The organism is Gordonia sp. SMJS1, assembly GCF_029866425.1.
Taxonomy (GTDB): Bacteria; Actinomycetota; Actinomycetes; order Mycobacteriales; family Mycobacteriaceae; genus Gordonia; species Gordonia hongkongensis.
The window spans coordinates 425,754-449,974 of record NZ_CP123381.1; the positions used below are offsets into that span (position 1 = coordinate 425,754).

A 24,221-nucleotide genomic window follows, 5' to 3' on the forward strand; every position below is an offset into this window, starting at 1 on the left:
CTACCTCTTCAGCAGATCCGCGTCGTCGACCGACGCCGAGCGGCGTGATCGGAAGATGGTCATGATGATCGCCAGCCCGACCACCACTTCCGCCGCGGCGACGACCATGGTGAAGAACGCGATGACCTGGCCGTCGAACGACTGGTTCATCCGGGCGAAGGTGACGAAGGCGAGGTTGGCCGCATTGAGCATGAGCTCGACGCACATGAACACGACGATCGCGTTGCGTCGCAGCAGTACTCCGGCCGCGCCGATGGTGAACAGCAGCGCTGCGAGGTAGAGGTAGTTCTCCGGGTTCACCGGTCGGTCCCCGGGTCGTCGGCCGGGCGGGTGCGGAGTGTCCGCGCGGCCAGGATGGCGTTGACCGACAGGTCCGACGGCGACCCGTCGGGCAGACGGGCCGGCACGTCGACCGCGTTGTGTCGCGCGTAGACCCCGGGTGTCGGCAGCGGGGTCAGGTTGACCCCACTGCGGAACCGCGCCTGCGACAGTTCTTTCTGGGTGAGTCGTGGGCCGAAACGCTCCCGGTGCGCGAGCACCATGGCGCCGAGCGTGGCGGCGATGAGGAGGGCTCCGGTGAGCTCGAACGCCCACAGGTAGCGGACGAAGATCAGCTCGGCGATGGCCTCCACACCGGCGTCGCTCTGCGCGGCCACCACGTCGGGGTTGGTGGCACCGGTGACGACACCGACGGTGGCGCTGCCGATCCCGGCGATCAACAGGATCCCGAAGCCGACACCGAGCAACACCGCGGACAGTCGCTGGCCGCGCAGGGTCTCCCGCAGTGAGTCCGACGAGTCGACGCCGATCAGCATGATGACGAACAGGAACAGCATCATCACCGCACCGGTGTACACGACCACCTGCACCACGCCCAGGAACAGCGCCCCCTGCGCGACGTAGAAGACGGCCAGCACGATCATCGTGGTGGCCAGGAAGATCGCCGAGTAGACGGCCTTGGTGGCGAAGACGACACCCAGCGCACCGGCAACCGCGACGGCCCCGAGAACCCAGAACTGGATCGCCTCACCGGTGGAGGTTCGCACCACCTCGTCGGCGAGCCACAGGGTGCCACCGGAAGTCATGACCGCGGCTCGCGTCTGGTCGGGACAGTCGGATCGGGCAGGGCGACCCGCCCGTCGGACGTCACCTCGCCCCGGTAGTAGTTCTCCTCGGTGGAGCCCGGCGCCATCGCGTGCGGCGGCGCGTCGACGCCGGGCTGCAGCGGGGCCAGCAGACGGTCCTTCTCGTAGATGAGGTCGGCGCGATTGTCATCGGCGAGTTCGTAGTCGTTGGTCATCGTGAGCGCGCGCGTGGGGCACGCCTCGATGCAGAGCCCGCAACCGATGCACCGCAGATAGTTGATCTGGTAGACGCGCCCGTACCGTTCGCCGGGCGAGTAGCGCTCGTCGGGTGTGTTGTCGGCGCCCTCCACATAGATGGCGTCAGCCGGGCACGCCCACGCGCACAGCTCGCACCCGATGCACTTCTCGAGACCGTCGGGGTGCCGATTCAGTTGATGGCGACCGTGATAGCGCGCTGCGGTCGGCCGTTTCTGCTCGGGGTACTGCTCCGTGATCGTGGGTTGGAACATGCCGCCGAAGGTGACGCGCAATCCGCTCACCGGTTTCAGGAAGTCAGGCATCGGTGGTCTCCCTCACGGTGCTGGGCATCGGCGGCACGGGGAATCCGCCGGCCATCGGGTCGAACTCGTCGGGTGCGGCGGACGGGTCTGCGGAGTCCTGCGTCGGGTCCGGGATGTCGGGGACCCGCATCAACCGCCACACCGCGTAGGCGATGAGCCCGGTGACGACGAGTCCGGCGCCGGCGGAGACCAGCGCGCGGGTGAGGTCGGCGTCCTCGCCGGCGAAGGCGGCGCGGATGATCGCGACGACCATCACCCAGGTGAGGGAGATGGGGATCAGGACCTTCCAACCCAGATTCATGAACTGGTCGTACCGCAAGCGCGGCAGACTGGTTCGCAGCCAGATGAACACGAACAGGAACGCCCACACCTTGAGCGTGAACCAGAGAACGGGCCACCAACCGGAATTCGCCCAGTCGAACGTGCTCAGCGGCCACGGCGCCTGCCAACCGCCGAGGAACAGAGTGGTGGCGAGCGCGGAGACGGTGACCATGTTGATGTACTCGGCGAGCATGAACATGGCGAACTTCAACGACGAGTACTCGGTGTGAAACCCGCCGACCAGCTCACCCTCGGCCTCGGGCAGATCGAAAGGCGCCCGGTTGGTCTCGCCGACCATCGAGATGGCGTAGATGACGAACGAGGGCAACAGCAGCAACACGTACCAGTGGTGTTCCTGGGCGGCAACGATTCCCGACGTCGACATGGTCGCGGCGTCGAGGAACACCGCGGCGAAGGTGAGTCCCATCGCAATCTCGTACGAGATGACCTGTGCCGTCGAGCGGAGTCCGCCGAGCAGCGGATAGGTCGAGCCCGACGACCAGCCGGCCAGCACGATCCCGTAGACACCCACCGACGTGACCGCCAGGACATACAGCACCCCGACGGGGAGATCGGTGAGCTGCAACGGAGTCTGGTGACCGAAGACCGACACCATCGGCCCGAACGGGATGACCGCGAAGGCCATCACCGCCGGGACGACCGCGATGATCGGTGCCAGCAGATAGATCACCTTGTCGACGCCGGTGGGGATGATCCCCTCCTTGAGTGCGAGTTTCACGCCGTCGGCAAGGCTCTGCAAGATTCCCTTGGGGCCGACCCGATTCGGCCCGAGGCGGGTCTGCATGCGTGCCATGATCTTTCGCTCGAGCAGGATGGCGATGAGCGGATTGAGCACAAGGAACACGAACACGGCCAGCGCCTTGGCGACGACGAGCCAGATCGGGTCCTGGCCGAAGTCGTCGAGGGTCGGGAAGTCGGTGGCGAGGTTCACGCGGCACCCCCTGCGGCGTCGGTGGCGTCGACCGGGGCCGGCGCGAGGGCCACGAGGTCACCCTCCTGCGCGCGAAGCGTGGCGTGGACGTGCGAGCCGGGAGAGAACAGCGGGAGCCAGACGACTCGATCCGGCATGTCGGTGATCTCCACCGGCAGAACGATGGCGCCGTCGGCGGTGCTGACGCGCAGGAGGTCGCCCGACCCGACACCGGCTTCGGCGGCGGTCGACGGCGCGAGCCGGGCCACCGGCGGGCGGGCGGTGCCGGCGAGGTGCGGTTCCCCGTCTTGCATCCGGCCGTCGTCGAGCAGCGTGTGCCACCCCGCCAGCACCGCCTGGCCGGCAGCCGGGTCGGGCTGGGGCCTGTCAGCGGCGTCGATGGGGGCCCGCCGGCCGGACCATGCGCCGATGCGTCGCAGGTCGATGTGGATGGTCGGGACGTCGGCGCACCGCAGGTCGACACCCATCTGCCGGGCGATCGCGTCAAGGATGCGGTGGTCGGACAGGTGGCCCGAGTCCGTCAGGGCGGTGGTGAAGCTCCGCGGGCGGCCCTCCCAGTCGACGAACGTGCCCTCCTTCTCCGCGACGGCAGCCACCGGGAAGACCACGTTCGCGCAGCGTGTGGCGGCGCTGCGGCGTTGCTCGAGGCTGACGACGAACGGTGCGGCGGTCAGCGCCTCGGTCGCCGCGACGGGGTCGGGGAGGTCGTCGACGTCGACGCCGCCGATCACCAGCGAGAGCCCGTGATAGCGCGCGGCGTCGATGATCCCGGCGGTGTCGCGTCCGGGCCGCGGGGCGAGATCGGTGCCCCAGATCTCCGACACCGCCGTACGGGCGTCCTCGTCGTCGAGTGGCCGGCCGCCGGGTAGCAGGCCCGGCAAGGCGCCCGCTTCGAGCGCGCCTCGTTCGCCGGCGCGGCGCGGAATCCAGGCCAGCCGGGCGCCGGTGCGGTCGGCCAGTGCCGCGACTGCGGCCAACGCGCCGGGCCGGGTGGCCAGCCGTTCACCGACGAGGATGACCGAGCCGGCGGGCCGCAGGTGCGCGGTCACCTCCTCCGATTGCAGCACCTGTGCCTCGCTGCCGGGAACGGACCGGAAGACCGCGGCGTCGAGTTTGGTGGCGCCGCGGCTCGCGAACGGGGCGACCGTCGCGACGCGCTGCCCGGCGGTGCGTACTGCCCGCCGGAGACGGAGGAAGACGATCGGGGACTCTTCCTCGGGTTCGAAACCGGCGAGCAGCACCGCGGGTGCGGCGGACAGGTCGTCGTAGGTGGTCGCGAGTCCGTGACCGGCGATGCGCGCGGCGAGGAAGGCGGCCTCCTCGGTGCTGTGGCTTCGGGCGCGGAAGTCGATGTCGTTGGTGTGCAACACGGTTCGCGCGAAGCGGGAGTACGCGTAGGCGTCCTCCACGGTCAACCGGCCACCCGTGAGTACACCGACGTTGCCCGGTGAACGGGTCAATCCCTCGGCCGCCGCGCGCACGGCGTCGGCCCACGACACCTCACGGAGATCGCCGTGCCGGTCCCGGACGAGCGGGGCGGTGATCCGGTCGGGCGACGACGTGTAGGCGAACGCCCATCGCCCCTTGTCGCAGTTCCACTCCGAGTTGACCTCGGGATCGTCACCGGCCAGCCGGCGCAGCACCTTTCCACGGCGGTGATCGGTGCGCTGGGCGCATCCACTCGCACAGTGTTCGCACACGCTCGGCGTCGACACCAGGTCGAACGGCCGGGCGCGGAACCGGTACTGCGCCCCCGTCAGCGCACCGACGGGGCAGATCTGCACGGTGTTGCCGGAGAAGTAGGAGTCGAACGGTTCGTCGGCGTAGATGCTGACCTGTTGTAGCGCACCGCGATCCGCGAGCTCGATGAGCGGATCACCCGCGACCTGTGTGGAGAACCGGGTGCAGCGGGCACACAACACACATCGCTCCCGGTCGAGCAGGACCTCCGACGACAACGGGACCGGCTTGGTGAAGGTCCGCTTGACGCCGTCGAACCGCGACTCGGAACGGCCGGCGACATCGCCTGGTTCTGCAGCGGGCACTCACCGCCCTTGTCGCATACCGGGCAGTCCAGCGGGTGGTTGATCAGGAGGAGTTCCATCACCCCGCGTTGCGCTCCCGCCGCGATCTCCGAGCTGAGCTGCGTCCGCACCACCATCCCCTCGGTGGCCACCGTCGTGCATGATGCGAGCGGTTTGCGCTGCCCCTCGACCTCGACGAGACACTGCCGGCAGGCACCGACCGGTTCGAGGAGCGGATGGTCGCAGAAGCGCGGGATCATGATGCCGATCTGTTCGGCCGCGCGGATCACCAACGTGCCCTTGGGTACCCGGACGGCGCGACCGTCGATGGTGATGCCGACCAGGTTGTCGGTCGCGGCCGCCGGGTCGCTCCCGTGGGTGAGTGTCATCGGACGCCTCCTGCCCAGACGGTCGAGCGTGAATGGTCGAACGGGCACCCGTGGTCGAGGTGGGCGAGGTACTCGTCGCGGAAGTACTTCAGCGACGACACGATCGGGCTGCCCGCTCCGTCCCCGAGCGCGCAGAACGACTTCCCGACGATGCTGTTGGTGACATCGGCGAGGGTGTCGAGGTCCGCGGCGGTTCCGCCCTCGTGCTCCAGCCGGTGCAGCAGTTGCACCAGCCAGTACGTGCCCTCGCGGCACGGGGTGCATTTGCCGCAGGACTCGTGTTCGTAGAACTCCGTCCACCGCAGGACCGCGCCGACGACACAGGTCGTCTCGTCGAAGATCTGCAGGGCCTTGGTGCCCAGCATCGAACCGGCCGCGCCGACGCCCTCGTAGTCGAGCGGGACGTCGAGGTGCTCCGGCGTCAGGAGTGGTGTCGACGACCCGCCCGGTGTCCAGAACTTCAGCTCGTGCCCGGCGCGCACCCCGCCCGCCCGGTCGAGTAGTTGCCGTAACGAAACCCCAAGTGGCGCTTCGTATTGTCCGGGACGCGTCACATGACCCGACAGCGAGTAGAGGGTGAACCCGGGTGACTTCTCGGTGCCCATGGACCGGAACCAGTCGACGCCGTTGCGGATGATCGCCGGGACGCTCGCGATCGACTCCACGTTGTTCACGACCGTCGGACTCGCGTACAGTCCGGCAACCGCCGGGAAGGGCGGGCGCAGACGCGGTTGTCCCCGCCGGCCCTCGAGCGAATCGAGCAGGGCGGTTTCCTCGCCGCAGATGTAGGCGCCCGCGCCGGCGTGGACGACCAGTTCGAGATCGAAGCCGGATCCCAGGATGTCCGTGCCGAGGTAGCCTGCGGCGTAGGCCTCGTCGACGGCGGTGCGCAGTCGACGGAGAACCGAGGCGACTTCACCGCGCACGTAGATGAACGCGTGGTGCGCGCGGATGGCATACGCCGCGATGATCACGCCTTCGACGAGGGTGTGCGGCGACGCGAGCATCAGCGGCATGTCCTTGCACGTGCCCGGCTCGGATTCGTCGGCGTTGACCACGAGATAGTGCGGGACAGACGGGTCGGTCTGCGTGGAATCCTGCTGGGGAATGAACGACCACTTCATCCCGACCGGGAAGCCCGCGCCGCCTCGGCCACGGAGACCGGAGGCCTTGACCGTCTCGATGATGTCGTCGGGGGGAGTGGTCAGTGCGGTCGCCAACGCTCGATAACCGTTGTGGCGCAGATAGTTGTCCAGGGTCCAGGATTGCGGTTCGTCCCAGTGGCGGGAGAGGATCGGCGTTTCCGGGGGTTCGGGTTCGGGGGTGGGTTGTGGTGGTTGCGAGGTGGCTTCGACTCGGCGCCTCGCTGCGCTCGGTGCCGGCTCAACCAGCGGAGGGGAGGGCTCAGCCAGCGGCGGGGTGGGCTGAACCAGCGGAGGGGCGCTCGGTGCCGGCTCAACCAGCGGAGGACGGGCCCCGGCGAGGTCGCGTTCGGTCTCGCGGAACGATCGCACGGGGCCGGTACCGCGAGCCGGGGTGACCTCGACACCGGCGCGAAGGTCCTCGATGAGCTCGATGGTCGACTCCGGGGTCTGGTCGTCGAAGAACTCCCAGTTGACCATCACCACCGGCGCGAAGTCGCAGGCCGCATTGCATTCGACGTGTTCGACGGTGATGCGGTGGTCGGCCGTCGTGTCCCCGGGTTCCACGCCCAGGTGCTCGCAGACCGAACGGAGGATCTCGTCGCCACCCAGGGTCGCGCACAGAGTGTTCGTGCAGACCCCGACGAGGTACTCGCCGGTGGGTGTGCGCCGGTACATGGAGTAGAAGGTGGCGACCGAGGCCACCTGTGCGGGGGTCAGATCCAGCTGTGCGGCACAGAATTCGATGCCGGCACGTGTGAGTCGGCCGTCGTGGGACTGCACCAGGTGCAGCAGCGGCAGCAGCGCCGACCGCGCCTGCGGATAGCGCGCGATGATCGGGAGCGCTTCTGCGGTCAGCTGTTCGATGACCTCGTCGGGATAGTCGGCCGGGCCGTCGAAGCTGATCGGTGGGACGGGTGCGCCGTGCGCCGGCGCCGACCCCTCCGGCTGGGGTGCGGTGCTCAGGTCCACGAACACGGGATCGGTCATCGGTCCACGCCTCCCATCACGGGGTCGATGCTGGCCACCGCCGTGATGACGTCGGCCACCATCCCCCCTTCGCACATCGCCGCGACGGCCTGCAGATTCGTGAACGACGGGTCGCGGAAGTGGACGCGGTACGGCCGGGTGCCGCCGTCGCTGACCATGTGCACGCCGAGCTCGCCCCGCGGTGATTCGACGGCGACGTAGCACTGGCCGGCCGGGACGCGCATCCCCTCGGTGACGAGTTTGAAGTGGTGGATGAGGGCTTCCATGGAGGTGCCCATGATCCGGGCGATGTGCTCGGGCGAGTTGCCCAGTCCGTCCGGTCCGAGCGCGAGGTCGGCCGGCCAGGCGAGCTTGCGGTCGGCGACCATCACCGGCCCCGGCCGGAGCCGTTCCAGGCACTGCTCCACGATGCGGATCGACTCGCGCATCTCGCGCACGCGGATCAGGTAGCGGCCGTAGGAGTCGCAGGTGTCCTCGGTGATGACGTCGAACTCGTAGTTCTCGTAGCCGCAGTACGGCTCGGCGCGGCGCAGGTCGTGGGGGTAACCGGTGGACCGCAGCACCGGACCGGTGATCCCGAGTGCCATGCAACCGGTGAGGTCGAGATAACCGACGCCCTGGGTCCGCGCCTTCCAGATGTAGTTGTCGTTCAGCAGGTCTCCGAGTTCGTCCAGGCGGCCGGGGAGCTGTCGGATGACCTCGGCGACCCGGTCGATGCCATCCTCCGGCAGGTCCTGTGCGACACCTCCGGGGCGGATGTAGGCGTGGTTCATCCGCAGGCCGGTGATGAGTTCGAAGAGGTCGAGAATCATCTCCCGCTCGCGGAAACCGAGGAACATCGCCGTCACGGCACCGAGTTCCATTCCGCCGGTGGCCAGCGCGACGAGATGGCTGGAGATGCGGTTGAGCTCCATCAGCATCACCCGGATGACGGTGGCGCGTTCCGGGATGTCGTCGGTGATACCGAGGAGCTTCTCCACGCCGAGGCAGTAGGCGGTCTCGTTGAAGAACGGTGACAAGTAGTCCATCCGGGTGACGAACGTGACGCCCTGCGTCCAGTTGCGGTACTCGAGGTTTTTCTCGATCCCGGTGTGCAGGTAGCCGATTCCGCAGCGGGCCTCGGTGACGGTCTCGCCTTCGATCTCGAGGATCAGGCGCAGGACGCCGTGCGTCGACGGGTGTTGCGGACCCATGTTGACGACGATGCGTTCGTCTCCCGGTTGCTGCTCGGCGCGGGTACGGACGTCGGACACGATCGAGTCCCAGTCCTGTCCCGACACGGTGTAGGTGTGCGTATGGGTGTCGGTCATCAGTTGTACGACCTCCTCCGGTCCGGCGGGTCGACGCGGGTTCCCTTGTATTCCACCGGGACTCCGCCGAGCGGGTAGTCCTTGCGCTGGGGGTGGCCCTCCCAGTCGTCGGGCATCTCGATCCGGGTCAGTGAGCGATGGCCGTCGAAGACGATGCCGAAGAAGTCGTAGGTCTCGCGTTCGTGCCAGTCATTGGTGGGGTAGATGTCGCAGATGCTCGGGATGTGCGGGTCGGCATCGGGCGCCGCGACCTCGAGACGGACGCGACGCCCGTGGGTCAGGGAGGCGAGCGGATAGATGGCATGGAGTTCGCGGCCCGGGTCGCCGGGATAGTGGACCCCGCTCACGCCGAGGCAGAGTTCGAATCGCAACGCGGGCGCGTTGCGCAGAGTCAGTGCGACGGCGGGAAGGTGCTGTCGTACAACGTGGATGGTCATCTCGCCCCGGAAGACCACGACCTTCTCGATCGCGTCGTCGTAGCCGTCGCCCATCTCGTGGAGCAGACAGTCGGCGATCTCGTCGAAATACCCGCCGTAGGGTCGGGACGTACTGGGCGGCAGCGTGACCGGCCGGACCAGGCCGCCGTACCCCGACGTGTCGCCGGTTCCGGGCGGACCGAACAACCCGTGTCGGACGCCGATCTGCTCCGCGTCGTGCGGAGGGGGTGCCGGGTTCTCGGGGTCCTGATGGCCTGCGGGCGTGGTCATCGGAGCAACCCCTTCAGCTCGATCGTCGGGGTGGCCTGGAGGGCGGCACGTTCGGCCGCCCAGATGGCCTCCTCGCGATTGACACCGAGCGGCATCTCCTGGATCTTCTCGTGCAGCTTCAGGATGGCGTGCAGCAACATCTCCGGGCGTGGCGGACAGCCCGGCAGGTAGATGTCGACAGGGACCACGTGATCGACGCCCTGGACGATCGCGTAGTTGTTGAACATCCCGCCCGACGACGCGCAGACCCCCATGGCAAGAACCCATTTGGGCTCCGGCATCTGGTCGTAGATCTGCCGGAGGACGGGGGCCATCTTCTGGCTGACGCGGCCGGCGACGATCATGAGATCGGCCTGTCGCGGCGACGCCCGGAACGCCTCCATGCCGAACCGGGCGAGGTCGTACCGTCCCGAGGTGGTGGCCATCATCTCGATGGCGCAGCAGGCCAGCCCGAAAGTCGCCGGCCAGAGCGAGCCCTTGCGCATGAACCCGGCCAGATCCTCGACGGTACTCAGCAGGAATCCGCTGGGGAGTCGTTCCTCGAGTCCCATGGGTGACCTCCTTGCCGTATCGGATCGGTGAAAAGTGCTCAGTCCCAACTCAGTCCGCCACGGCGCCACTCGTAGGCGTACGCGACGGAGACGTTGACGATGAAAAGGAGCATGGCCATGAGGCCGAACCACCCGAGTGAGTCGAAGGCGACCGCCCACGGGTAGAGGAACACGATCTCGATGTCGAAGATGATGAAGAGCATCGCGGTGAGGTAGTACTTGACCGGTACGCGCTGGATCGAGCCGGTGGCCACCGTGCCGCCGGCGGTGCGTCGCGTCGGGTAGAGCAGACTCTGTTCGACCGGCTCGATGCCGCACTCGTAGGGCTCGAGTTTGGCGCGGTTGTACCGTTTCGGACCGATCGCGATGCCGATGAAGACGCTGAAAACGGCAAACGCCACGCCGATTGCCCCGAGGACCATGATCGGGACGTAGGCGTTCAAAGCGCGGACCCCTCCTCGCTTGTGGCGACCGGAAGGCATCTGTTCGGTGCGGGCCGGCCCGGGTGTTCGTCCTATCCGTGCCGTCGGCCGATCTGGTCCGGCAGTACGAATGTGAGCTGCAACACAAGCCTAGTGTGAGTGTGTGGCGCGAGTCACTGTTTTCTAGAGTTCGGCGTTTCCGATCATGCCGACGAACGCACGCGGAAGAGTGATCGGATCGACGGGCAGGACGGCCACGGCGTCCGCGCGGGACCAGTCCGCGAGCCACCGGTCGTCGGCACGCCCGAGCAGGACGAGCACGGGTGGACAGGGATCGAGTTCGTCTTTCATCTGCTTGGCCAGGCCCATGCCACCGGCCGGGGTGGCTTCCCCGTCGGCGATCACGGCGTCGACGACACCGGCGTCGAGCTGCGCGAACACCATTGGGGCGGTGGCGACCTCGATGTAGCTGACCGGTGGGATGTCCGGGTCGGGCCGGGTTCCGATCGCGCCGATGACCTGCGCGCGGGTCTGCGCGTCGTCGGAATAGACCAGCACCCGCAGGGCCCGCGCAGACTGGGAGTCGGTCACGGTTGGCATGCTACAACCCGGCACCCTCGCCGAGCCCTGGAACATGCGCGCGTCTGCACATCGGCGTCACGAGCGTGCGCCGCGCTCAGTGCTCGGTGGAGAACCCCGTGCGACGCCGGTGCACCTCGAGCGCGAACGTGACGAGCTGATCGATCAGGTCCGGGTAGGGCACGCCGGTCGCCTCCCACAGCTTGGGGTACATCGATCCCGGGGTGAACCCCGGGATGGTGTTGACCTCGTTGAGCAGCCAGCCACGGCCGGACTCCTCGTAGAAGAAGTCGACGCGGGCCATGCCGGTGCAGCGCATCGCGGTGAACGTCCTCGCCGCGAGCTCGCGGACCTCGGCGGCCGCCGCGTCGGACACCGCAGCGGGGATGACCAGCTGGGCGGCGCCGGTGACGTACTTGTCCTCGTAGTCGTAGAACTCGCTCCCGGGTTTGATCTCGCCCGGCACCGAGGTCTCGGGCGCCGTGTCACCGAGAACGGCGACCTCGATCTCGCGCCCGGTGACGGCCTCCTCGATGATGACCACGTTGTCGTATCGGAGCGCGAGATTCACCGCCGCGTCGAGTTCGGCCTCGTCGTGCGCCTTGGTGATGCCCACCGACGAGCCGAGGTTCGCCGGCTTGACGAACACCGGGAGCCCCAGCGCGTCGATCGCGCGGGCGGTGATCGTCTCCGGGTCGTCGACACCGTCGCGGAACTCGACCCAGCGGCACTGCGGGATGCCTGCCTGCTCGGCGACGATCTTGGCCATCGCCTTGTCCATGCATACCGCGGACGACAACACACCCGCGCCCACATACGGCAGCTTGAACAGCTCGAGCATCCCCTGGATGGTGCCGTCCTCACCGTGCGGTCCATGGAGAAGGGGAAGGACGACCGTGATGGCCTCGTCCGCGTGACCACGCAGTTCGGTCAGCGGGTCGACGGCGGTTCCGGCGACCTCGAGGGTGTCGGGGAGTGGCGTGCCGTCGGCGATGGCGGCGATCGCCTTGTCGTTGCGCAACCACGTGCCGTCCTTGGCGATGCCGATGGGGACCAGGTCGTATTTGGCCCGGTCGGCCGCGGCCAGGACATGAGCCGCTGTGACCCGCGACACATCGTGCTCGGCGGAGACGCCACCGTAGAGAACCACCAGACGCAACAGCCGAGAAGACATGCCTGTCACGATACGGCCCCGTGCAATCGGGTTCTCGGCGTGTGCTGGGGACTCGGCTAGCGTGAGACCGTGCATTTCAGAGCAAGCGAGGTCGCGGAGGCCGTGGGCGGGGAGCTGCTGGGCCCCGACGTGCAGATCGACGGGGCGAGCATCGACTCGCGGAGTGTTCGGCCGGGCCAGCTGTTCGTGCCGATCGTCGCCGAGCGCGACGGCCACGATTTCATCGAGTCCGCACTCGACGGCGGGGCCACCGCCTACCTCTCCTCGAGGGTCGACCCGGTCGGCGGGACCGCCATCCGCGTCGCCGACACCGCGCTCGCCCTCGCCGACCTCGGTCGAGCGGTCCGCGCCCGGGTCCCCGATCGCGTGGTGGGCATCACCGGCTCGGTAGGCAAGACCTCGACCAAGGATCTGCTCGCGGGTGTGCTGCGCACCACCTACCGCACCGCGGCGAGCGAGAAGTCGTTCAACAACGAGCTCGGGCTGCCGATCACCCTCGCCGCGGCCGCCGACGACGTGGAGGCGGTGGTCCTCGAGATGGGCGCCCGCGGCGTCGGGCACATCGACCTGCTGTGTTCCATCGCGAAACCGACGGTCGGCGTGATCACCCGCGTCGAGGGCGTGCACCTGGAGCTGTTCGGTGACATCGAGTCCGTCGCGCGCGCGAAGGGTGAACTGGTGGAATCGCTCCCGGCCGACGGGATCGCGGTGCTCAATGCCGACCATCGGTACGTCGCGGCGATGGCGGATCGCACCTCGGCGCGTGTCCTGCGCTACGGGCTGTCGCCGGACGCCGATGTGTACGCGTCCGACATCGTCCTGGACGACGAGTTGCGCGCGACGTTCCGGCTGCACACACCGTGGGGTTCGACGGAGGTCCGACTGGGCGCCCGCGGCGAGCACCAGGTCCCCAACGCGCTGGCGGCGGCGGCTGCCGCCGGCGGGCTAGGGGTGCCGGTCGAGTCGATGGCGGACGGGTTCCTCGCCGCCGAATTGTCCGGTCTACGAATGGAACTCGCCACCTCGTCGCGAGGCGTCACGGTCCTCAACGATGCCTACAACGCCAACCCGACGTCGATGTCGGCTGCGCTGCGGTCGCTGGCGACACTCCCCGCGTCGCGTCGGGTGGCGGTTCTCGGCACCATGGCCGAACTCGGCGCCGACTCGCCAGACCAGCACCGTGCGATCGCACTGGAGGCCAGGGATCTGGGCATCGAGGTCATCGCGGTCGCCGAGGCCGACTACGGTGACACCGCTCGGCACGTTTCCGACGTCGACGGCGTGTCGGCCGAACTCGGCGACCTCGACGACGGGACCGCAGTGCTGGTCAAGGGGAGTCGGGTCGCCGCCCTCGAGCGCGTGGCGCAGGCGCTGCTGGACTGAGGGGGGTTTCGACAAGCTCAACCGGCGGGGGAGAGCTCAACCGGCGGGGGAGAGCTCAACCGGCGGGCATCAGTGGTGGAAGTGTGACCCGTCGCCCTCGCGTGGCATCGGGCTCTCCAGGCGGTTGAGGAAGTCGACCTCGGTCCGGATGTCGGCGATGAGTGCACGGGCGAGGTCGTGACTCAGCCCGGCGCGCACGACGATTCGCTGCACGGTCAGGTCGGCGAGGTCGTCGGCCATCGGGTATGCGGGAACGAGCCAGCCCTTCATGCGCAGGCGGTCGGACAGGTCGTAGAGGTTCCAGTTCTCGCTGTGCCCGGCCTTCAGTTTCCAGGCGAAGACCGGGATCGTGTCGCCCTTGCTGACCAATTCGAGGCCGTCGATCTGGGCGATCTGTCCGGAAAGCCATTGCGCCACATCGAGAGAACCCTGCTGGACCTGGGTGAAGCCGTCGCGGCCGAGCCGCAGGAACACGTAGTACTGCAGCAGGACCTGTGCGCCGGGACGGGAGAAGTTGAGTGCCAGGGTCGGCATGTCGCCGCCGAGGTAGGAGCAGTGGAACACCATGCTCTCGGGCAGTGCGTCGGTGTCGCGCCACACGATCCAGCCGACACCTGGATAGACCAGTCCGTACTTGTGGCCCGAGGTGTTGATCGAGACGACACGGTCGACACGGAAGTCCCATTCGAGGTCCGGCTGACAGAAGGGGGCGATCATCGCACCCGACGCGCCGTCGATGTGGATCTTCACGTCGAGTCCGGTGTCGGCCTGGATCTCGTCGAGCTTGGCCGCGATCGCGGTGACCGGCTCGTACATGCCGGTGTAGGTCTGTCCCATGATGGCGACGACCCCGATCGTGTTCTCGTCCACGTACTTCTCGAGCTCGTGACCGTCGAGGACGAGGTGGTCGGGGCTGATCGGTACCCATTTGGGCTCGACCTCGAAGTAGTTGCAGAACTTCTCCCAGCACACCTGGACCGCCGTCGACAGCACGATGTTGGGATTCTCGGTCGACTTGCCCTCGGCGCGGCGCCGGGTCTGCCAGTGCCGTTTGAGCGCGAGCCCACCGAGCATGCAGGCCTCCGACGAGCCGATCGTCGAGGTACCGATCGCGTTGTCGACGTCCGGGTTGTGCCACAGGTCGGCGAGGATGCGCCAGCACCGGTCCTCGATCGCGGCCGTCTGCGGGTACTCGTCCTTGTCGATCATGTTCTTGTCGAAGGTCTCCGAGTACAACTTCTTGGCCTCGTCGTCCATCCACGTCGACACGAAGGTCGCGAGGTTCAGGCGGGCGTTCCCGTCGAGCATCGCCTCGTCGTGCACGATCTGATAGGCGGTGTCGGGCAACAACATCGAGTCACCCAGTGCGAACTTGGGGAGGTCGGTGGCCTCGCCGTCGCGGTTGAAGACGGTGCGCAGGGTCATCGCATCGCCTATGTTGGTGGTGGCGCGGGCGCCACCGCTCTTGTTGTGGACGCCCGGGTCGGTGGTCATGGACACCGAACCTATCCGACCCGGACGACCGGCGGGTGGCGATCTTTCACCCTCGTCCCGCGTTTGCGTGGATCACCTCCCGCAGGTAGACGGCCAGGCCGGGGGCCTGCGCGTCGTAGTGCTCGGTGAACCGCGGGTCCGCGACGTACATGTCGGCGAGGCAGACCTGCATGTCGTGATCACAGTCGTAGAAGCGCCCGATCTGTGCGCGGTGCTCTTCGGCGAGCGAGTTCGCCTCGGCGGTGCCAGGAGTCACCCCGCGACGCATCGCGTCCGCGAGCCGCCGTTCCAGGTCGTCGGTCTCCTTTTTGATGCGCTGCCAGTCCTCCTTGGAGAACTGTTCGGTCCGCTTCTGGCTCTGCTTCCACGCGTCGGTGTTCCCCCAGCGTTCCTCGGCCTCGGCGGCGTACTCCTCGCCTGGCCATTGGTCGCCGAAGATCTCGGCCTGCTCGGCCGCCGACAGGGCAATGCCTTCCTTCTTGGCGTTCATCATCTCCTCCAGTGCTGCGACCATCCGGAGCAAGCGATCGATCCGGCCGGTCAGCAGCTCGCGCTGCGTCTCGAGGTGACCCATGGGGTCCACATCCGGATCGTCGAGCAGGGTCGCTATCTGCTCGAGGGAGAAGCCCAGCTCACGGTAGGTGAGTACCTGGTGGAGACGTTCGACGTCGGTGTCGTCGTAGACGCGATACCCGGCTGGTGTCCGACCGGACGGCACCACCAGGCCGATCTGGTCGTAGTGATGCAGCGTGCGGATGCTGACGCCGACCATGCCGGCGACGACACCGACGGTCAGCTCCCGGGTGTCCACCTTGGAAGTGTGCTTTTCCTCGCTCACATCGACAACCCTGCTGCCTGACGTCGCGTGAGGGTCAAGTGTGCGGAGCGACCGGTGCCGTCGGCGTCACAGAAACTTGACATGTGTATCAGATTGGAAACTGGGGTACGTGTGCACCGATCTCGGGCCGTCGGCCCGGTACTGTTGGTATCACCTGCAACACCAGTAACACGCGTACCACGATCTGGAGTCACCGCATGTCCGTGCCGTATGGCCGCAGCCCCCGCCGAGGCCTCGGCATCCGAACCCTGCTGACGGCGGCGGCCACCATCCTCGCTCTCCTCGCCGGACTCGTCACGGCCGGCGGGGCCCAGGCAGCGGACGGATACGCATACGTGAATCTCGGTGACAGCTACAGCGCAGGCGCATCGGTGTTCCCCCAGGCGACGAGCGCGGCGACCTTCTGCTCGAACTCGGCGATCAACTACTCCAGCCTCGTTGCCAAACGACGCGGGACCGAGGTCGTCGATGTCAGTTGCGCGGGCGCGACGACCGAAGACCTCACCAAGTCGCAGTATCGGTGGCAGGGACCGCAGATCAGCGCGATCGGACCGGCCACCCGCTTGATCACCCTCACGATCGGCGCGAACAACAACGGACTGTTCAGCAATTCGACCTCGGCCTGCCAGCGGGCGTGGATGGCCGCGCCGTTGTCAGCGACCCCATGTCGCGACGAGTTCGGTACCTCGTTGGTCGACGAGATCAAATCCTCGACCTACCCCGACCTCGTGAACGCCCTGCGCCTCGTCGGCCGCGAAGCGCCGCGCGCACGCGTCGTCCTCGTCGGATATCCGCAGATCTTCCCGGCCACGGGTTCGGCGCTCTGCTCGGCGTCGTTGCTCACCACGCCCGGGGACACCGCGTACCTGCATCGTGTCTTCAAAGCCCTCAACGCCGCCATGCGCCGCGCCGCCGCAGCCACCCGCGTGACCTTCGTCGACATGACCAAGGTCTCCGCGGGCCACGACGCCTGCGCGGGCGAACGGCGATGGGTCGAGCCGACGCTCGGTGCGGTCAGCTTCCCCGCGATGCACGCCAACGCGCGCGGCCAGAAGGCGATGGCCGACCAGGTCGTGGCCGCGCTGCGGTGAGGGACCGCTGTGCGGGCTGCTCGCCGTGTAGAGGCACTGCTCACTGGTCGGTAGGGGGGTACTCATGGGACTCATTCGGTCGTACACCAGGCTCAGCGACGATGAACTGCGCGAAATCAACATGATGGGTTCGGCCCGGGACACCGCCGACTTCGTCAGCAGCCTCCGTCAAGCCGACCCGACCATCTCCACCGACATCGACAAGGCGTATCAGGCACTCGAGCTGATGTTCGACCGATCGGCGATGCCGGTGAACCCGGTCCGAGGGCAAGGAATGGTGCCCGGCAACATCGACTTCGGCGAAGGTATCCCGAACTACATGAGTCCCGAGTACGTGGTGGCCACCCGGGACATCCTCGCGCACATCACCTTCGACACGTTGCTCGATGACACCACCGCGACAGAACTCGCTCGCCAGGAGGTGTGGCCGATGATGCGCCATTGGGACGATGGGGCTGTCGAGTACTTGCGAGAAAAGTACGCGATCATGGCTGGTTTCGTCAGCCTGGCCGCCGATCTCGACAACCACCTGGTGCTGGAGCTTGTGTAGACAGACGTGCCCGCCGTGGGTCGGTTCGAAGCCGGCTCGAACAGTTTGGCTCGGCTGCCCGACTGACGCCCCATAGAAAGAACTACGGCGCGAAACCGATGACCGCGGTGCCCTTCTGGCAGGCCGCAAGGACGCCTTCGAGCTGAGACGGCGCGCAGGTCCAGCCGGCCACCGACTGCTGCTGGCCGGTGGTGATCTTCGGTCCGTACTGGGTGGCGATGGACCGCGCCGAATCGCAGGACACGTCACCGGCGAGGATCATGACTCGCAACGCGCCGTCGGGGCCCGGGATGGTGCCGCAAGTGGTGTCTGAATCGTCGGACGCGGTCGCACTCGACGTCGTCGTCGACACCGGCTTGCGACCGGGGACCACCGGCGGCGAGGTGGCGGGCTGTTCGGCGGACGGTGATCCCGACTCCGCGGCAACGGCCTGAGAGGTCGACGACGCGGTGGTCACGTCCTGTTCCGCGCCGCAGGCCACGAGCATCGACATCGCCGCCGCGAGTACGAGGGTCGCCGCCGCGACCCTGATCGGTCGGCGAGAGCGGCTCGTGGAGGGACCGGTGGGACGAGATCTGCGCGACATGGTTCACCACGGTAGCGAATGCGGTCTCGTCGACCGCACCGGTGGCCGGTGTCGGTCGGCGGTTTGGGATGGCGCGCCCGACCTGCGAAGATGCTGGACGTGAGCAGTACCGGAACCGAAGTCGCCGACCCCACCTACGCCGTCGGCACCACCCTCGCCGGCACCCGTGGGCGCACGGGGACGATCACCACACCGCATGGTCAAATCCACACCCCCGCGTTCATCCCCGTCGGTACCAAGGCGACCGTGAAGACGGTCCTCCCGGAATCGGTCTCCGCCCTCGGCGCCCAGGCCGTGCTCGCCAACGCCTACCACCTGTATCTGCAGCCGGGGCCGGAGATCATCGACGCGGCCGGCGGGCTCGGCGCGTTCATGAACTGGCGGGGGCCCACGTACACCGACAGCGGCGGCTTCCAGGTGATGTCGCTGGGTGCGGGGTTCAAGAAGGTCATCTCGATGGAGGCCACCGGCACCCCCGACGACGACGTCACCGCCAACGGCAAAGAACGGCTCTCGCGGGTCGACGACGACGGGGTGACCTTCAAGTCGCACCTCGACGGTTCGGCGCATCGTTTCACGCCGGAGGTGTCGATGCAGATCCAACACCAGCTGGGCGCCGACATCATCTTTGCCTTCGACGAGCTGACCACCCTGATGAACACTCGCGAATACCAGGTGAATTCGCTCGAGCGCACCCGGTTGTGGGCGATTCGCTGTCTCGCCGAACACAATCGGCTGAGCGTCGAACGCGCACACCGGCCGCAGCAGTCGCTCTGGGGTGTCATCCAGGGCGCCCAGTACGAGGATCTGCGGCGCAAGGCCGCTCGCGACCTCGTCGCCTTGAGCGAGGCGGACCGCGCGGCCGGCGGAAAGGGCTTCGGCGGCTACGGCATCGGCGGAGCACTCGAGAAGGACAACCTCGGCACCATCGTCGGCTGGGTCAACGACGAACTCCCGGAGGACTCCCCGAAACACCTCTTGGGGATCAGTGAACCCGACGACATCTTCACCGCCATCGAGAACGGCGTCGACACCTTCGACTGCGTATCGCCGACCCGGGTCGCCCGCAACGGTGCGATCTACTCACTCGACGGCCGGTACAACGTCACGAATGCCAAGTATCGCAGTGACTTCCGGCCGCTCGACCCCGAGGTCGAGAACTACACCTCGCAGTACAGCCGGGCCTACCTGCATCATCTGTTCAAGGCGAAGGAAGGCCTCGGCCCCACGCTGGCGACGCTGCACAACGTGTCCTTCATCGTCACGCTCGTCGACCGGGCCCGCCAGGCCATCGAGAACGGCACATACACCGAGTACCGCGACGAGTTCCTCCGGCGTTACTACGGAGGTCCCCGGTAGGCGTGACCATTGCTCAGAACGGTGGCGGGTTGGCGTCGTTCCAGCGCTTCTCGGCGCGTTGGTGGCGTCGGAAGTCGTTGTCGCGCTGGGTGTTGAGTCTGTCTCGGGCGGGGTGATCGGGTGACCGTCTGGGGAAGAGCTTGTTGAACAGGTCGCGTCCGCTGAAGGCGTTGCCGACGAACATGTGCCCGGTGGGTGTGGTGAACCAGGCGGTCTGGAGTTCGTCTTGGTGGTCCTGCCAGCTGGTGAAGGTCTTGATGCGGTGATGGAACCGGCACAGCGGTTTGAGGTTGCGCGCATCGGTCGGGCCACCGCGACGCGGGTCGGCGTGGTCGAAGGGTTCGGTGTGGTCGAGATCGATCTGCCAGACCGGGGCGTTGCAGCCGGGGAAGGTGCAGCACAGTTCGCCGGCGCGCACCAGCGCCTGCAGCTTCTTCGAGGGGGTGTATCGCGTTGTCGAACTGTCCGCGTCGGGAGGCGGTGAACCGTCGGGTGCGTCGGGTGCGGGATGGATGTAGGTGCGGCGGGCTTCGGCGAGGAGTGTTCGGGCGGTGTCGGCGTCGATGATGCCGTGGCGGTCGAGGAAGGCGGGGTCGTCGTCGAGGCCGATCAGGGTCGACAGGTTCACCACGATGTGGAAAGTCGCGCGCGGCGCGGGTGAGTCCGACGCCGAGGCGGCCGGCGCGGCCGGGTCATCGACAACGACGTCGGCTGACGGGTCGACGTCGTTGTCCGCATCCACCATCTCAGCAGCTGATGTAGGCGGCTCGGCGGTATCCACTGTCGCTGCGTCGAGGTCTGGTGCTGTGTCGGGTTCGGTTGCGGTGATGACACAGTCGTCGCAGAGGCAGGTGATGGCGGCTTCACCCCGGGCGAGCGCTTTCAGAGCGTCGACTCGGCGGTTGGCCAACTTTCGAGGGTCACCGGCGTGGACCGCGGTGGCCATCGCCGTCAGGCGGGCGTCGAACTCGGCGGCATCAGCATTGGGCAGCGTGCCGGAGATCCGGGACTGCCCGGGTGTGAAGCGATCGGGGCTCACCGTCACCTTGCGATCACCCTTGACGCGTTCCTTGCGTCGACGGACCGCGTCGGGCGCCCACTTGGCGACGATGGAATCGACCATGGCGGTGAACCGCGCCGTCGACATCGGTGCGCGGGCGAAGATCGCCTCGGCCAGATGGGCGTCCACGGTCTGCATCTCTTCGTCGTCGGTGATGAGATCGGTGCGCTTGAGCGCGATGAGGAAGCGGCGCTTGTCGATTCGACCACACGCGAGTGCGTGTCCGGTAAAGGAGAGTCGGTAGCGCAGTGCGTCGCCGGCCTCGATGAGATCTTTCGCCTCGGCCGGCGTCACCGTGAGGGTGGCACCGACTTCGGCGATGGCCTGCTCGAGCCCGTTCGGCCCGAACTGCTCGTAGGGGTTCTCGCCCGCGGCCACTCGCGCGGACAGGTGCTCGAAGGCTTCGATGGAGTCGAGTTCGCCGTTGTGCGTCTCGGCGCGGCGCTGCGCGTAATCCATCTCGCGTTCGTCGTGAATGAGGCTGGCAACGACCATCATTCGATGCGCGGACGCTGCTGCCAAGCCCGCGCAGTGATTCAGGACCTCGACGAGTTCAGAAGCGGAGAGTTCGTGGTCGGGACGAAAGCGCGGCTCGACCGACTCCTGCGATGGGTCCACCGATGTGAATCCGGCCCCCGCCCCCGATGACATACCTCCACGATACTCGAACATACGTGCGAGTCAAGGGTGGTCTCTGGATTTCTCGGGGTGGTCTGGCAATCGAATCACGCCGCACCGACAGGAGTTACGCGTCGCCTCGGTGGCCTCGACGGACGCGGCGTCCTCGCTTCGCTCGGTCGACGCTGCTCGACCAGCGGGACACTGCGGCGCTGCTCGACCAGCGGGGCACTTCGACGCGGCTCGACCAGCGGGACACTGCGGCGGTGCTCGACCAACAGAGGGCGGCGCACCACAACGAGCGACGGCGGACGGGCGTCAGCGCGAGTCCTCGGCAACCATCCGTTCGCGGATGCCGCCGGCGACCCCGGTGCTGTCCGGGTTGGGGTCGTGGATCGCACCCGCGTGCGGCTCGACCGGTGTCCCCTTCTCGGTCTCGGACTTCGCCGTCGCCGCGGAGGACCGCTCGGTGATCCCGGGCATGAGATGGTGAGAAGCGTTGGCGGCCTTGGCCTTGTAGCCGACCGGTTGGTCCAGCTTCGGGTCGGTGCAGGCTGCCACGATCGCGTCGACCACGATCTGCGGATCGTCCATCGCGGACATCCGCGGTTCGTGTCCGGTGTAGTTGGCGGCGTGGACCCACCATGGGGTGTCCACGGCCCACGGCATGATGGTGCCGACCTTGATGGCGTCGTCGCCGGCCATGCGCAGCTCTTCGCTGATCGAGTGCCCGAGGCTCCGAACCGCCGCCTTCGTTGCGGCGTAGGTGTTCTGGAGTGCGATGGGTACCTCGCTGTCGACCGAGCCCACGTTGATGAGTGTGCCGCGACCCTGCGACCGGAAGACGCGCAGCGCCGCATGTGCGCCGTAGATCAGGCCCTTCAGGTTCACGTCGACGAGGCGAGCGTGGTCCTCGATCGGGATGTCCCAGAAGTATCCGACCGCGCCGACGCCGACGTTGTTCACCCACACGTCGATCGACCCGAACCGTTCGAGCGCGGCGGACGCGAGATGGGCGACGGCACGCGGATCGCTGACATCGGTGGGCACCGCCAGCGCCGACCCGCCCTTGCCGGTGATCTCTGCGACGACCTCGTCGAGGACCGCGGTTCGACGCGCCGCGACGACGACGTTCGCGCCGAGTTCTCCGAGTCGCACCGCGGCGCCGCGTCCGAATCCGCTCGACGCGCCGGCGATCACGACGGTGGAGCCGTTGATTTCCTTGTTGTCTGTCATGGTGATCGCCTACCCGAGGCGGGGTTCACCAAACCGAGAGGAGGCGCGCTCAGCCCGCGGCGCGGGACTGCCGGAAGGACTCGATCGCGGCGAGATCGTACGAGTTCGCCCCGGTCCCGATGCCCTGGGCGACGTGCGCGGCCACCGCGCAACCGAGTTCGGCGGAGTCGGCGAGACCGAGCCCGCGCAGGCGGCCGGTCAAGAACCCGGCGGAGAACGAGTCGCCGCAACCAGTGGTGTCCACGACGTCCACCTCGAACGCCGGCACCGTGACCACATCGTCGCCGGTCACGACCAGCGCGCCGTCGGCGCCGCGGGTGAGCGCCACGCAACCGACACCGCGGTCCAGGAGCGCCCGTGCGCCGTCGGTGAGGTCGTCGGTTCCGGTCAGTCCCCGGGTCTGCTCGTCGTTGGGCAGCAGGTAGTCGAGGTGGGGAAGTGCGTCGGCGATCCACTCGAGAAGGCCGGGGTCGCCACCCGACAGCAGATCGGCCGACGTCGTGATCCCGCGGTCGCGCGCCCGGCCGAGGAGCACGGCGGCGACCGCGCCGCCGAGGAACTCCGGGCCGCCGAGGTGCAGGTGGTCGAGCCCGGTCAGCGCGTCTGCACCCAGGTCGTCGAGCGTGAACTGCGCATTCGCCCCGATGCAGTGCCACGCGGGACGGTCCCCGTTGGGTTGCACGGGTATGACCGATGACGACGTCTGGACCCCGGGCTTCGGAACCAGGCCGCCGGTGTCGACGCCTTCGGCGTCCAGCAGTGCGGTCAGCGAACGCCCGATCGTGTCGTCGCCGATCGCTCCGTGGGTCCGGACCGTGGCGCCCAGCCGACTGAGGACGAGCGCGGTTCCGCCCGCGGTGCCGGCGGCGGAGAAACCGATGGACTGGACGAGCGCGCCGTCGGACCCCGCCGGGATGGACTCGATCCCGACGACGTGGATGTCCAGCACATGGACGCCCACGGTTGCGATCGTCGGCGGTTCGAGCCGCGGTGAGGGTGTCACGTCCGGTTCTCCTTGGGTGTCCCGTAGTCCAGCCGGATCGCCTGGGCGACAGTGGACTGCTGTTGGTCCTCGGTGAGTTCGCGAGGCCGGCCCATGCTGCTGGTCCGGTGAAAGAGGGTCGCGAGCCACTCCAGCAGCAGGGCGTTCTCCACCGCGTGGGCCAGGCTGGAGCCGCGTGCCACCGAACCGTGGTTCGCCATCAGCGCGACCTGGGTGTCGACCAGCGCGTCGGCGACGATCCCGGCGAGCTCCGGGCTCCCGAACGTGGCGTACGGCGCGACCGGGATGGCACCGCCGAGGCCGAGTTGTTGGTAGTGAAGCACCGGTAACGAGGTCAGTCCGCTGACGCAGGCGACCGCGGTCCCGAAGGGTGCGTGGGTGTGGACGATCGCCTGTGTGCCGGTTTCCTCGTAGACGCGGAGGTGCAGGTCCAGCTCGGACGACGGCGCGATCGGCCCGTCGACGACGTCGCCGGCAAGGGACACCACCGTCACGTCGGTCGCGGCACAGTTCGCGAGCACGACCCCGGTTCCGGTGATCGCGACGTGATCGCCCGCACGCGCCGACACGTTGCCGGAGGTGCCGATCAGCAGACCTTCGGCCGCCAGCCGTCGAGCGGCTGCGGCGACCTCGTCGCGTATCGACGGGTCGCTCATCGGCCGAATGCGTCGGTCCGCACTCCGCGGAGAAGGATCGCCGGGCATGTCGCGGAACTCGGAGCGCATTCGGTACGTTGGGACCACATACCGGACATTTACGCACATGCCTTTGCTCCCGGCACCCGGTATGAAACACCC

At 67.7% G+C, this 24,221-nt stretch carries 22 protein-coding genes and 1 pseudogene; 4 read left to right on the top strand and 19 right to left on the bottom strand.

Annotation, left to right across the window (positions count from 1 at the left end; all coding sequences use genetic code 11):
* The 12 genes and pseudogenes from nuoK to QAD21_RS01945 form a co-directional block, all read right to left on the bottom strand.
* Entirely contained in the window at window positions 1-300 is a 300-nt protein-coding gene (gene nuoK / locus QAD21_RS01890) for an NADH-quinone oxidoreductase subunit NuoK (RefSeq protein ID WP_058251017.1), read from the bottom strand.
* Window positions 297-1,085, bottom strand: a complete 789-nt coding sequence (locus tag QAD21_RS01895) for an NADH-quinone oxidoreductase subunit J (protein ID WP_137810097.1) — start codon at window positions 1,083-1,085, stop codon at window positions 297-299. The genes nuoK and QAD21_RS01895 overlap by 4 nt, the downstream gene beginning before the upstream one ends.
* Window positions 1,082-1,645: an NADH-quinone oxidoreductase subunit NuoI gene (gene nuoI, locus QAD21_RS01900; protein ID WP_137810096.1), complete on the bottom strand. Its 564-nt coding sequence runs from the start codon at window positions 1,643-1,645 to the stop codon at window positions 1,082-1,084. Before nuoI ends, QAD21_RS01895 begins: the two co-directional genes overlap by 4 nt.
* The gene (nuoH, locus tag QAD21_RS01905; RefSeq protein WP_068972607.1) at window positions 1,638-2,918 is read right to left on the bottom strand and encodes an NADH-quinone oxidoreductase subunit NuoH; all 1,281 of its coding nucleotides are present in this window, start codon (window positions 2,916-2,918) and stop codon (window positions 1,638-1,640) included. The genes nuoI and nuoH overlap by 8 nt, the downstream gene beginning before the upstream one ends.
* A pseudogene (locus QAD21_RS01910) lies at window positions 2,915-5,331 on the bottom strand (NADH-quinone oxidoreductase subunit G). The gene nuoH and the pseudogene QAD21_RS01910 overlap by 4 nt, the downstream one beginning before the upstream one ends.
* Window positions 5,328-7,463 carry an NADH-quinone oxidoreductase subunit NuoF gene (gene nuoF, locus QAD21_RS01915; protein ID WP_280360437.1) on the bottom strand — a complete coding sequence of 712 codons (2,136 nt, stop codon included), beginning with the start codon at window positions 7,461-7,463 and terminating at the stop codon, window positions 5,328-5,330. The pseudogene QAD21_RS01910 and the gene nuoF overlap by 4 nt, the downstream one beginning before the upstream one ends.
* Window positions 7,460-8,773, bottom strand: coding sequence for an NADH dehydrogenase (quinone) subunit D (gene nuoD / locus QAD21_RS01920; protein WP_065631169.1), 1,314 nt, complete (start codon window positions 8,771-8,773; stop codon window positions 7,460-7,462). The genes nuoF and nuoD overlap by 4 nt, the downstream gene beginning before the upstream one ends.
* Window positions 8,773-9,480 carry an NADH-quinone oxidoreductase subunit C gene (locus tag QAD21_RS01925; protein WP_065631168.1) on the bottom strand — a complete coding sequence of 236 codons (708 nt, stop codon included), beginning with the start codon at window positions 9,478-9,480 and terminating at the stop codon, window positions 8,773-8,775. The genes nuoD and QAD21_RS01925 overlap by 1 nt, the downstream gene beginning before the upstream one ends.
* Window positions 9,477-10,031, bottom strand: coding sequence for an NADH-quinone oxidoreductase subunit B (locus QAD21_RS01930; RefSeq protein ID WP_004021558.1), 555 nt, complete (start codon window positions 10,029-10,031; stop codon window positions 9,477-9,479). Before QAD21_RS01930 ends, QAD21_RS01925 begins: the two co-directional genes overlap by 4 nt.
* Before the next feature lie 38 nt (window positions 10,032-10,069).
* Entirely contained in the window at window positions 10,070-10,474 is a 405-nt protein-coding gene (locus tag QAD21_RS01935; RefSeq protein WP_004021559.1) for an NADH-quinone oxidoreductase subunit A, read from the bottom strand.
* Between the two features lie 162 nt (window positions 10,475-10,636).
* Window positions 10,637-11,044, bottom strand: a complete 408-nt coding sequence (locus tag QAD21_RS01940; RefSeq protein ID WP_065631167.1) for a hypothetical protein — start codon at window positions 11,042-11,044, stop codon at window positions 10,637-10,639.
* 85 nt (window positions 11,045-11,129) lie between these two features.
* The gene (locus QAD21_RS01945; RefSeq protein ID WP_065631166.1) at window positions 11,130-12,206 is read right to left on the bottom strand and encodes a D-alanine--D-alanine ligase family protein; all 1,077 of its coding nucleotides are present in this window, start codon (window positions 12,204-12,206) and stop codon (window positions 11,130-11,132) included.
* A 69-nt stretch (window positions 12,207-12,275) separates the two neighbouring features.
* On the opposite strand from QAD21_RS01945, the gene murF reads away from it, so the two are divergent.
* Window positions 12,276-13,589 carry a UDP-N-acetylmuramoyl-tripeptide--D-alanyl-D-alanine ligase gene (gene murF, locus QAD21_RS01950; protein ID WP_226512249.1) on the top strand — a complete coding sequence of 438 codons (1,314 nt, stop codon included), beginning with the start codon at window positions 12,276-12,278 and terminating at the stop codon, window positions 13,587-13,589.
* 69 nt (window positions 13,590-13,658) lie between these two features.
* On the opposite strand, the gene QAD21_RS01955 is transcribed toward murF, so the two are convergent.
* Together QAD21_RS01955 and QAD21_RS01960 are read right to left on the bottom strand one after the other, a co-directional pair.
* On the bottom strand, window positions 13,659-15,083 hold the full coding sequence (locus QAD21_RS01955; protein WP_058251027.1) for a glutamate decarboxylase: 1,425 nt from the start codon (window positions 15,081-15,083) through the stop codon (window positions 13,659-13,661).
* Window positions 15,084-15,129: 46 nt separating this feature from the next.
* Complete coding sequence (locus QAD21_RS01960; protein ID WP_280360441.1) at window positions 15,130-15,894, bottom strand: MerR family transcriptional regulator; 765 nt, start codon at window positions 15,892-15,894, stop codon at window positions 15,130-15,132.
* Window positions 15,895-16,118: 224 nt separating this feature from the next.
* Here QAD21_RS01960 and QAD21_RS01965 point away from each other — a divergent pair, with 224 nt between their 5' ends.
* Both QAD21_RS01965 and QAD21_RS01970 read left to right on the top strand, forming a co-directional pair.
* On the top strand, window positions 16,119-17,012 hold the full coding sequence (locus QAD21_RS01965; protein WP_280360442.1) for an SGNH/GDSL hydrolase family protein: 894 nt from the start codon (window positions 16,119-16,121) through the stop codon (window positions 17,010-17,012).
* Between the two features lie 64 nt (window positions 17,013-17,076).
* Window positions 17,077-17,562, top strand: a complete 486-nt coding sequence (locus QAD21_RS01970) for a DUF1877 family protein (RefSeq protein WP_165630734.1) — start codon at window positions 17,077-17,079, stop codon at window positions 17,560-17,562.
* Between the two features lie 82 nt (window positions 17,563-17,644).
* Here the strand turns inward: QAD21_RS01970 and QAD21_RS01975 are convergent, their stop codons facing one another.
* Window positions 17,645-18,148, bottom strand: coding sequence for a hypothetical protein (locus tag QAD21_RS01975; RefSeq protein ID WP_165630733.1), 504 nt, complete (start codon window positions 18,146-18,148; stop codon window positions 17,645-17,647).
* Window positions 18,149-18,238: 90 nt separating this feature from the next.
* Here QAD21_RS01975 and tgt point away from each other — a divergent pair, with 90 nt between their 5' ends.
* The gene (tgt, locus tag QAD21_RS01980; protein ID WP_165630732.1) at window positions 18,239-19,507 is read left to right on the top strand and encodes a tRNA guanosine(34) transglycosylase Tgt; all 1,269 of its coding nucleotides are present in this window, start codon (window positions 18,239-18,241) and stop codon (window positions 19,505-19,507) included.
* 13 nt (window positions 19,508-19,520) lie between these two features.
* Here the strand turns inward: tgt and QAD21_RS01985 are convergent, their stop codons facing one another.
* The 4 genes from QAD21_RS01985 to QAD21_RS02000 all read right to left on the bottom strand — a co-directional run bounded on the left by QAD21_RS01985 (window position 19,521) and on the right by QAD21_RS02000 (window position 24,080).
* A complete protein-coding gene (locus QAD21_RS01985) occupies window positions 19,521-21,218 on the bottom strand; it encodes an HNH endonuclease signature motif containing protein (protein ID WP_165630731.1) in 1,698 nt (565 codons plus the stop codon).
* 285 nt (window positions 21,219-21,503) lie between these two features.
* The gene (locus QAD21_RS01990; protein ID WP_078111811.1) at window positions 21,504-22,421 is read right to left on the bottom strand and encodes an SDR family NAD(P)-dependent oxidoreductase; all 918 of its coding nucleotides are present in this window, start codon (window positions 22,419-22,421) and stop codon (window positions 21,504-21,506) included.
* A 49-nt stretch (window positions 22,422-22,470) separates the two neighbouring features.
* Window positions 22,471-23,424: a carbohydrate kinase family protein gene (locus tag QAD21_RS01995; RefSeq protein ID WP_078111810.1), complete on the bottom strand. Its 954-nt coding sequence runs from the start codon at window positions 23,422-23,424 to the stop codon at window positions 22,471-22,473.
* Window positions 23,421-24,080 (bottom strand): class II aldolase/adducin family protein, encoded by a 660-nt coding sequence (locus tag QAD21_RS02000; protein WP_078111809.1) that lies wholly within the window; start codon window positions 24,078-24,080, stop codon window positions 23,421-23,423. Before QAD21_RS02000 ends, QAD21_RS01995 begins: the two co-directional genes overlap by 4 nt.
* Between the last annotated feature and the right edge of the window lie 141 nt (window positions 24,081-24,221).

Bases quoted from the DNA above. Each gene is read 5' to 3' on its own strand.
- QAD21_RS01945 (WP_065631166.1), bottom strand. From the start codon at position 12,206: ATGTCTTCTCGGCTGTTGCGTCTGGTGGTTCTCTACGGTGGCGTCTCC.
- QAD21_RS01965 (WP_280360442.1), top strand. From the start codon at position 16,119: ATGTCCGTGCCGTATGGCCGCAGCCCCCGCCGAGGCCTCGGCATCCGA.
- QAD21_RS01895 (WP_137810097.1), bottom strand. From the start codon at position 1,085: ATGACTTCCGGTGGCACCCTGTGGCTCGCCGACGAGGTGGTGCGAACC.
- nuoD (WP_065631169.1), bottom strand. From the start codon at position 8,773: ATGACCGACACCCATACGCACACCTACACCGTGTCGGGACAGGACTGG.
- QAD21_RS01975 (WP_165630733.1), bottom strand. From the start codon at position 18,148: ATGTCGCGCAGATCTCGTCCCACCGGTCCCTCCACGAGCCGCTCTCGC.
- QAD21_RS01930 (WP_004021558.1), bottom strand. From the start codon at position 10,031: ATGGGACTCGAGGAACGACTCCCCAGCGGATTCCTGCTGAGTACCGTC.
- QAD21_RS02000 (WP_078111809.1), bottom strand. From the start codon at position 24,080: ATGAGCGACCCGTCGATACGCGACGAGGTCGCCGCAGCCGCTCGACGG.
- tgt (WP_165630732.1), top strand. From the start codon at position 18,239: ATGCTGGACGTGAGCAGTACCGGAACCGAAGTCGCCGACCCCACCTAC.
- QAD21_RS01955 (WP_058251027.1), bottom strand. From the start codon at position 15,083: ATGACCACCGACCCGGGCGTCCACAACAAGAGCGGTGGCGCCCGCGCC.
- QAD21_RS01990 (WP_078111811.1), bottom strand. From the start codon at position 22,421: ATGACAGACAACAAGGAAATCAACGGCTCCACCGTCGTGATCGCCGGC.
- nuoI (WP_137810096.1), bottom strand. From the start codon at position 1,645: ATGCCTGACTTCCTGAAACCGGTGAGCGGATTGCGCGTCACCTTCGGC.
- QAD21_RS01925 (WP_065631168.1), bottom strand. From the start codon at position 9,480: ATGACCACGCCCGCAGGCCATCAGGACCCCGAGAACCCGGCACCCCCT.
- QAD21_RS01970 (WP_165630734.1), top strand. From the start codon at position 17,077: ATGGGACTCATTCGGTCGTACACCAGGCTCAGCGACGATGAACTGCGC.
- nuoF (WP_280360437.1), bottom strand. From the start codon at position 7,463: ATGACCGATCCCGTGTTCGTGGACCTGAGCACCGCACCCCAGCCGGAG.
- QAD21_RS01985 (WP_165630731.1), bottom strand. From the start codon at position 21,218: ATGTCATCGGGGGCGGGGGCCGGATTCACATCGGTGGACCCATCGCAG.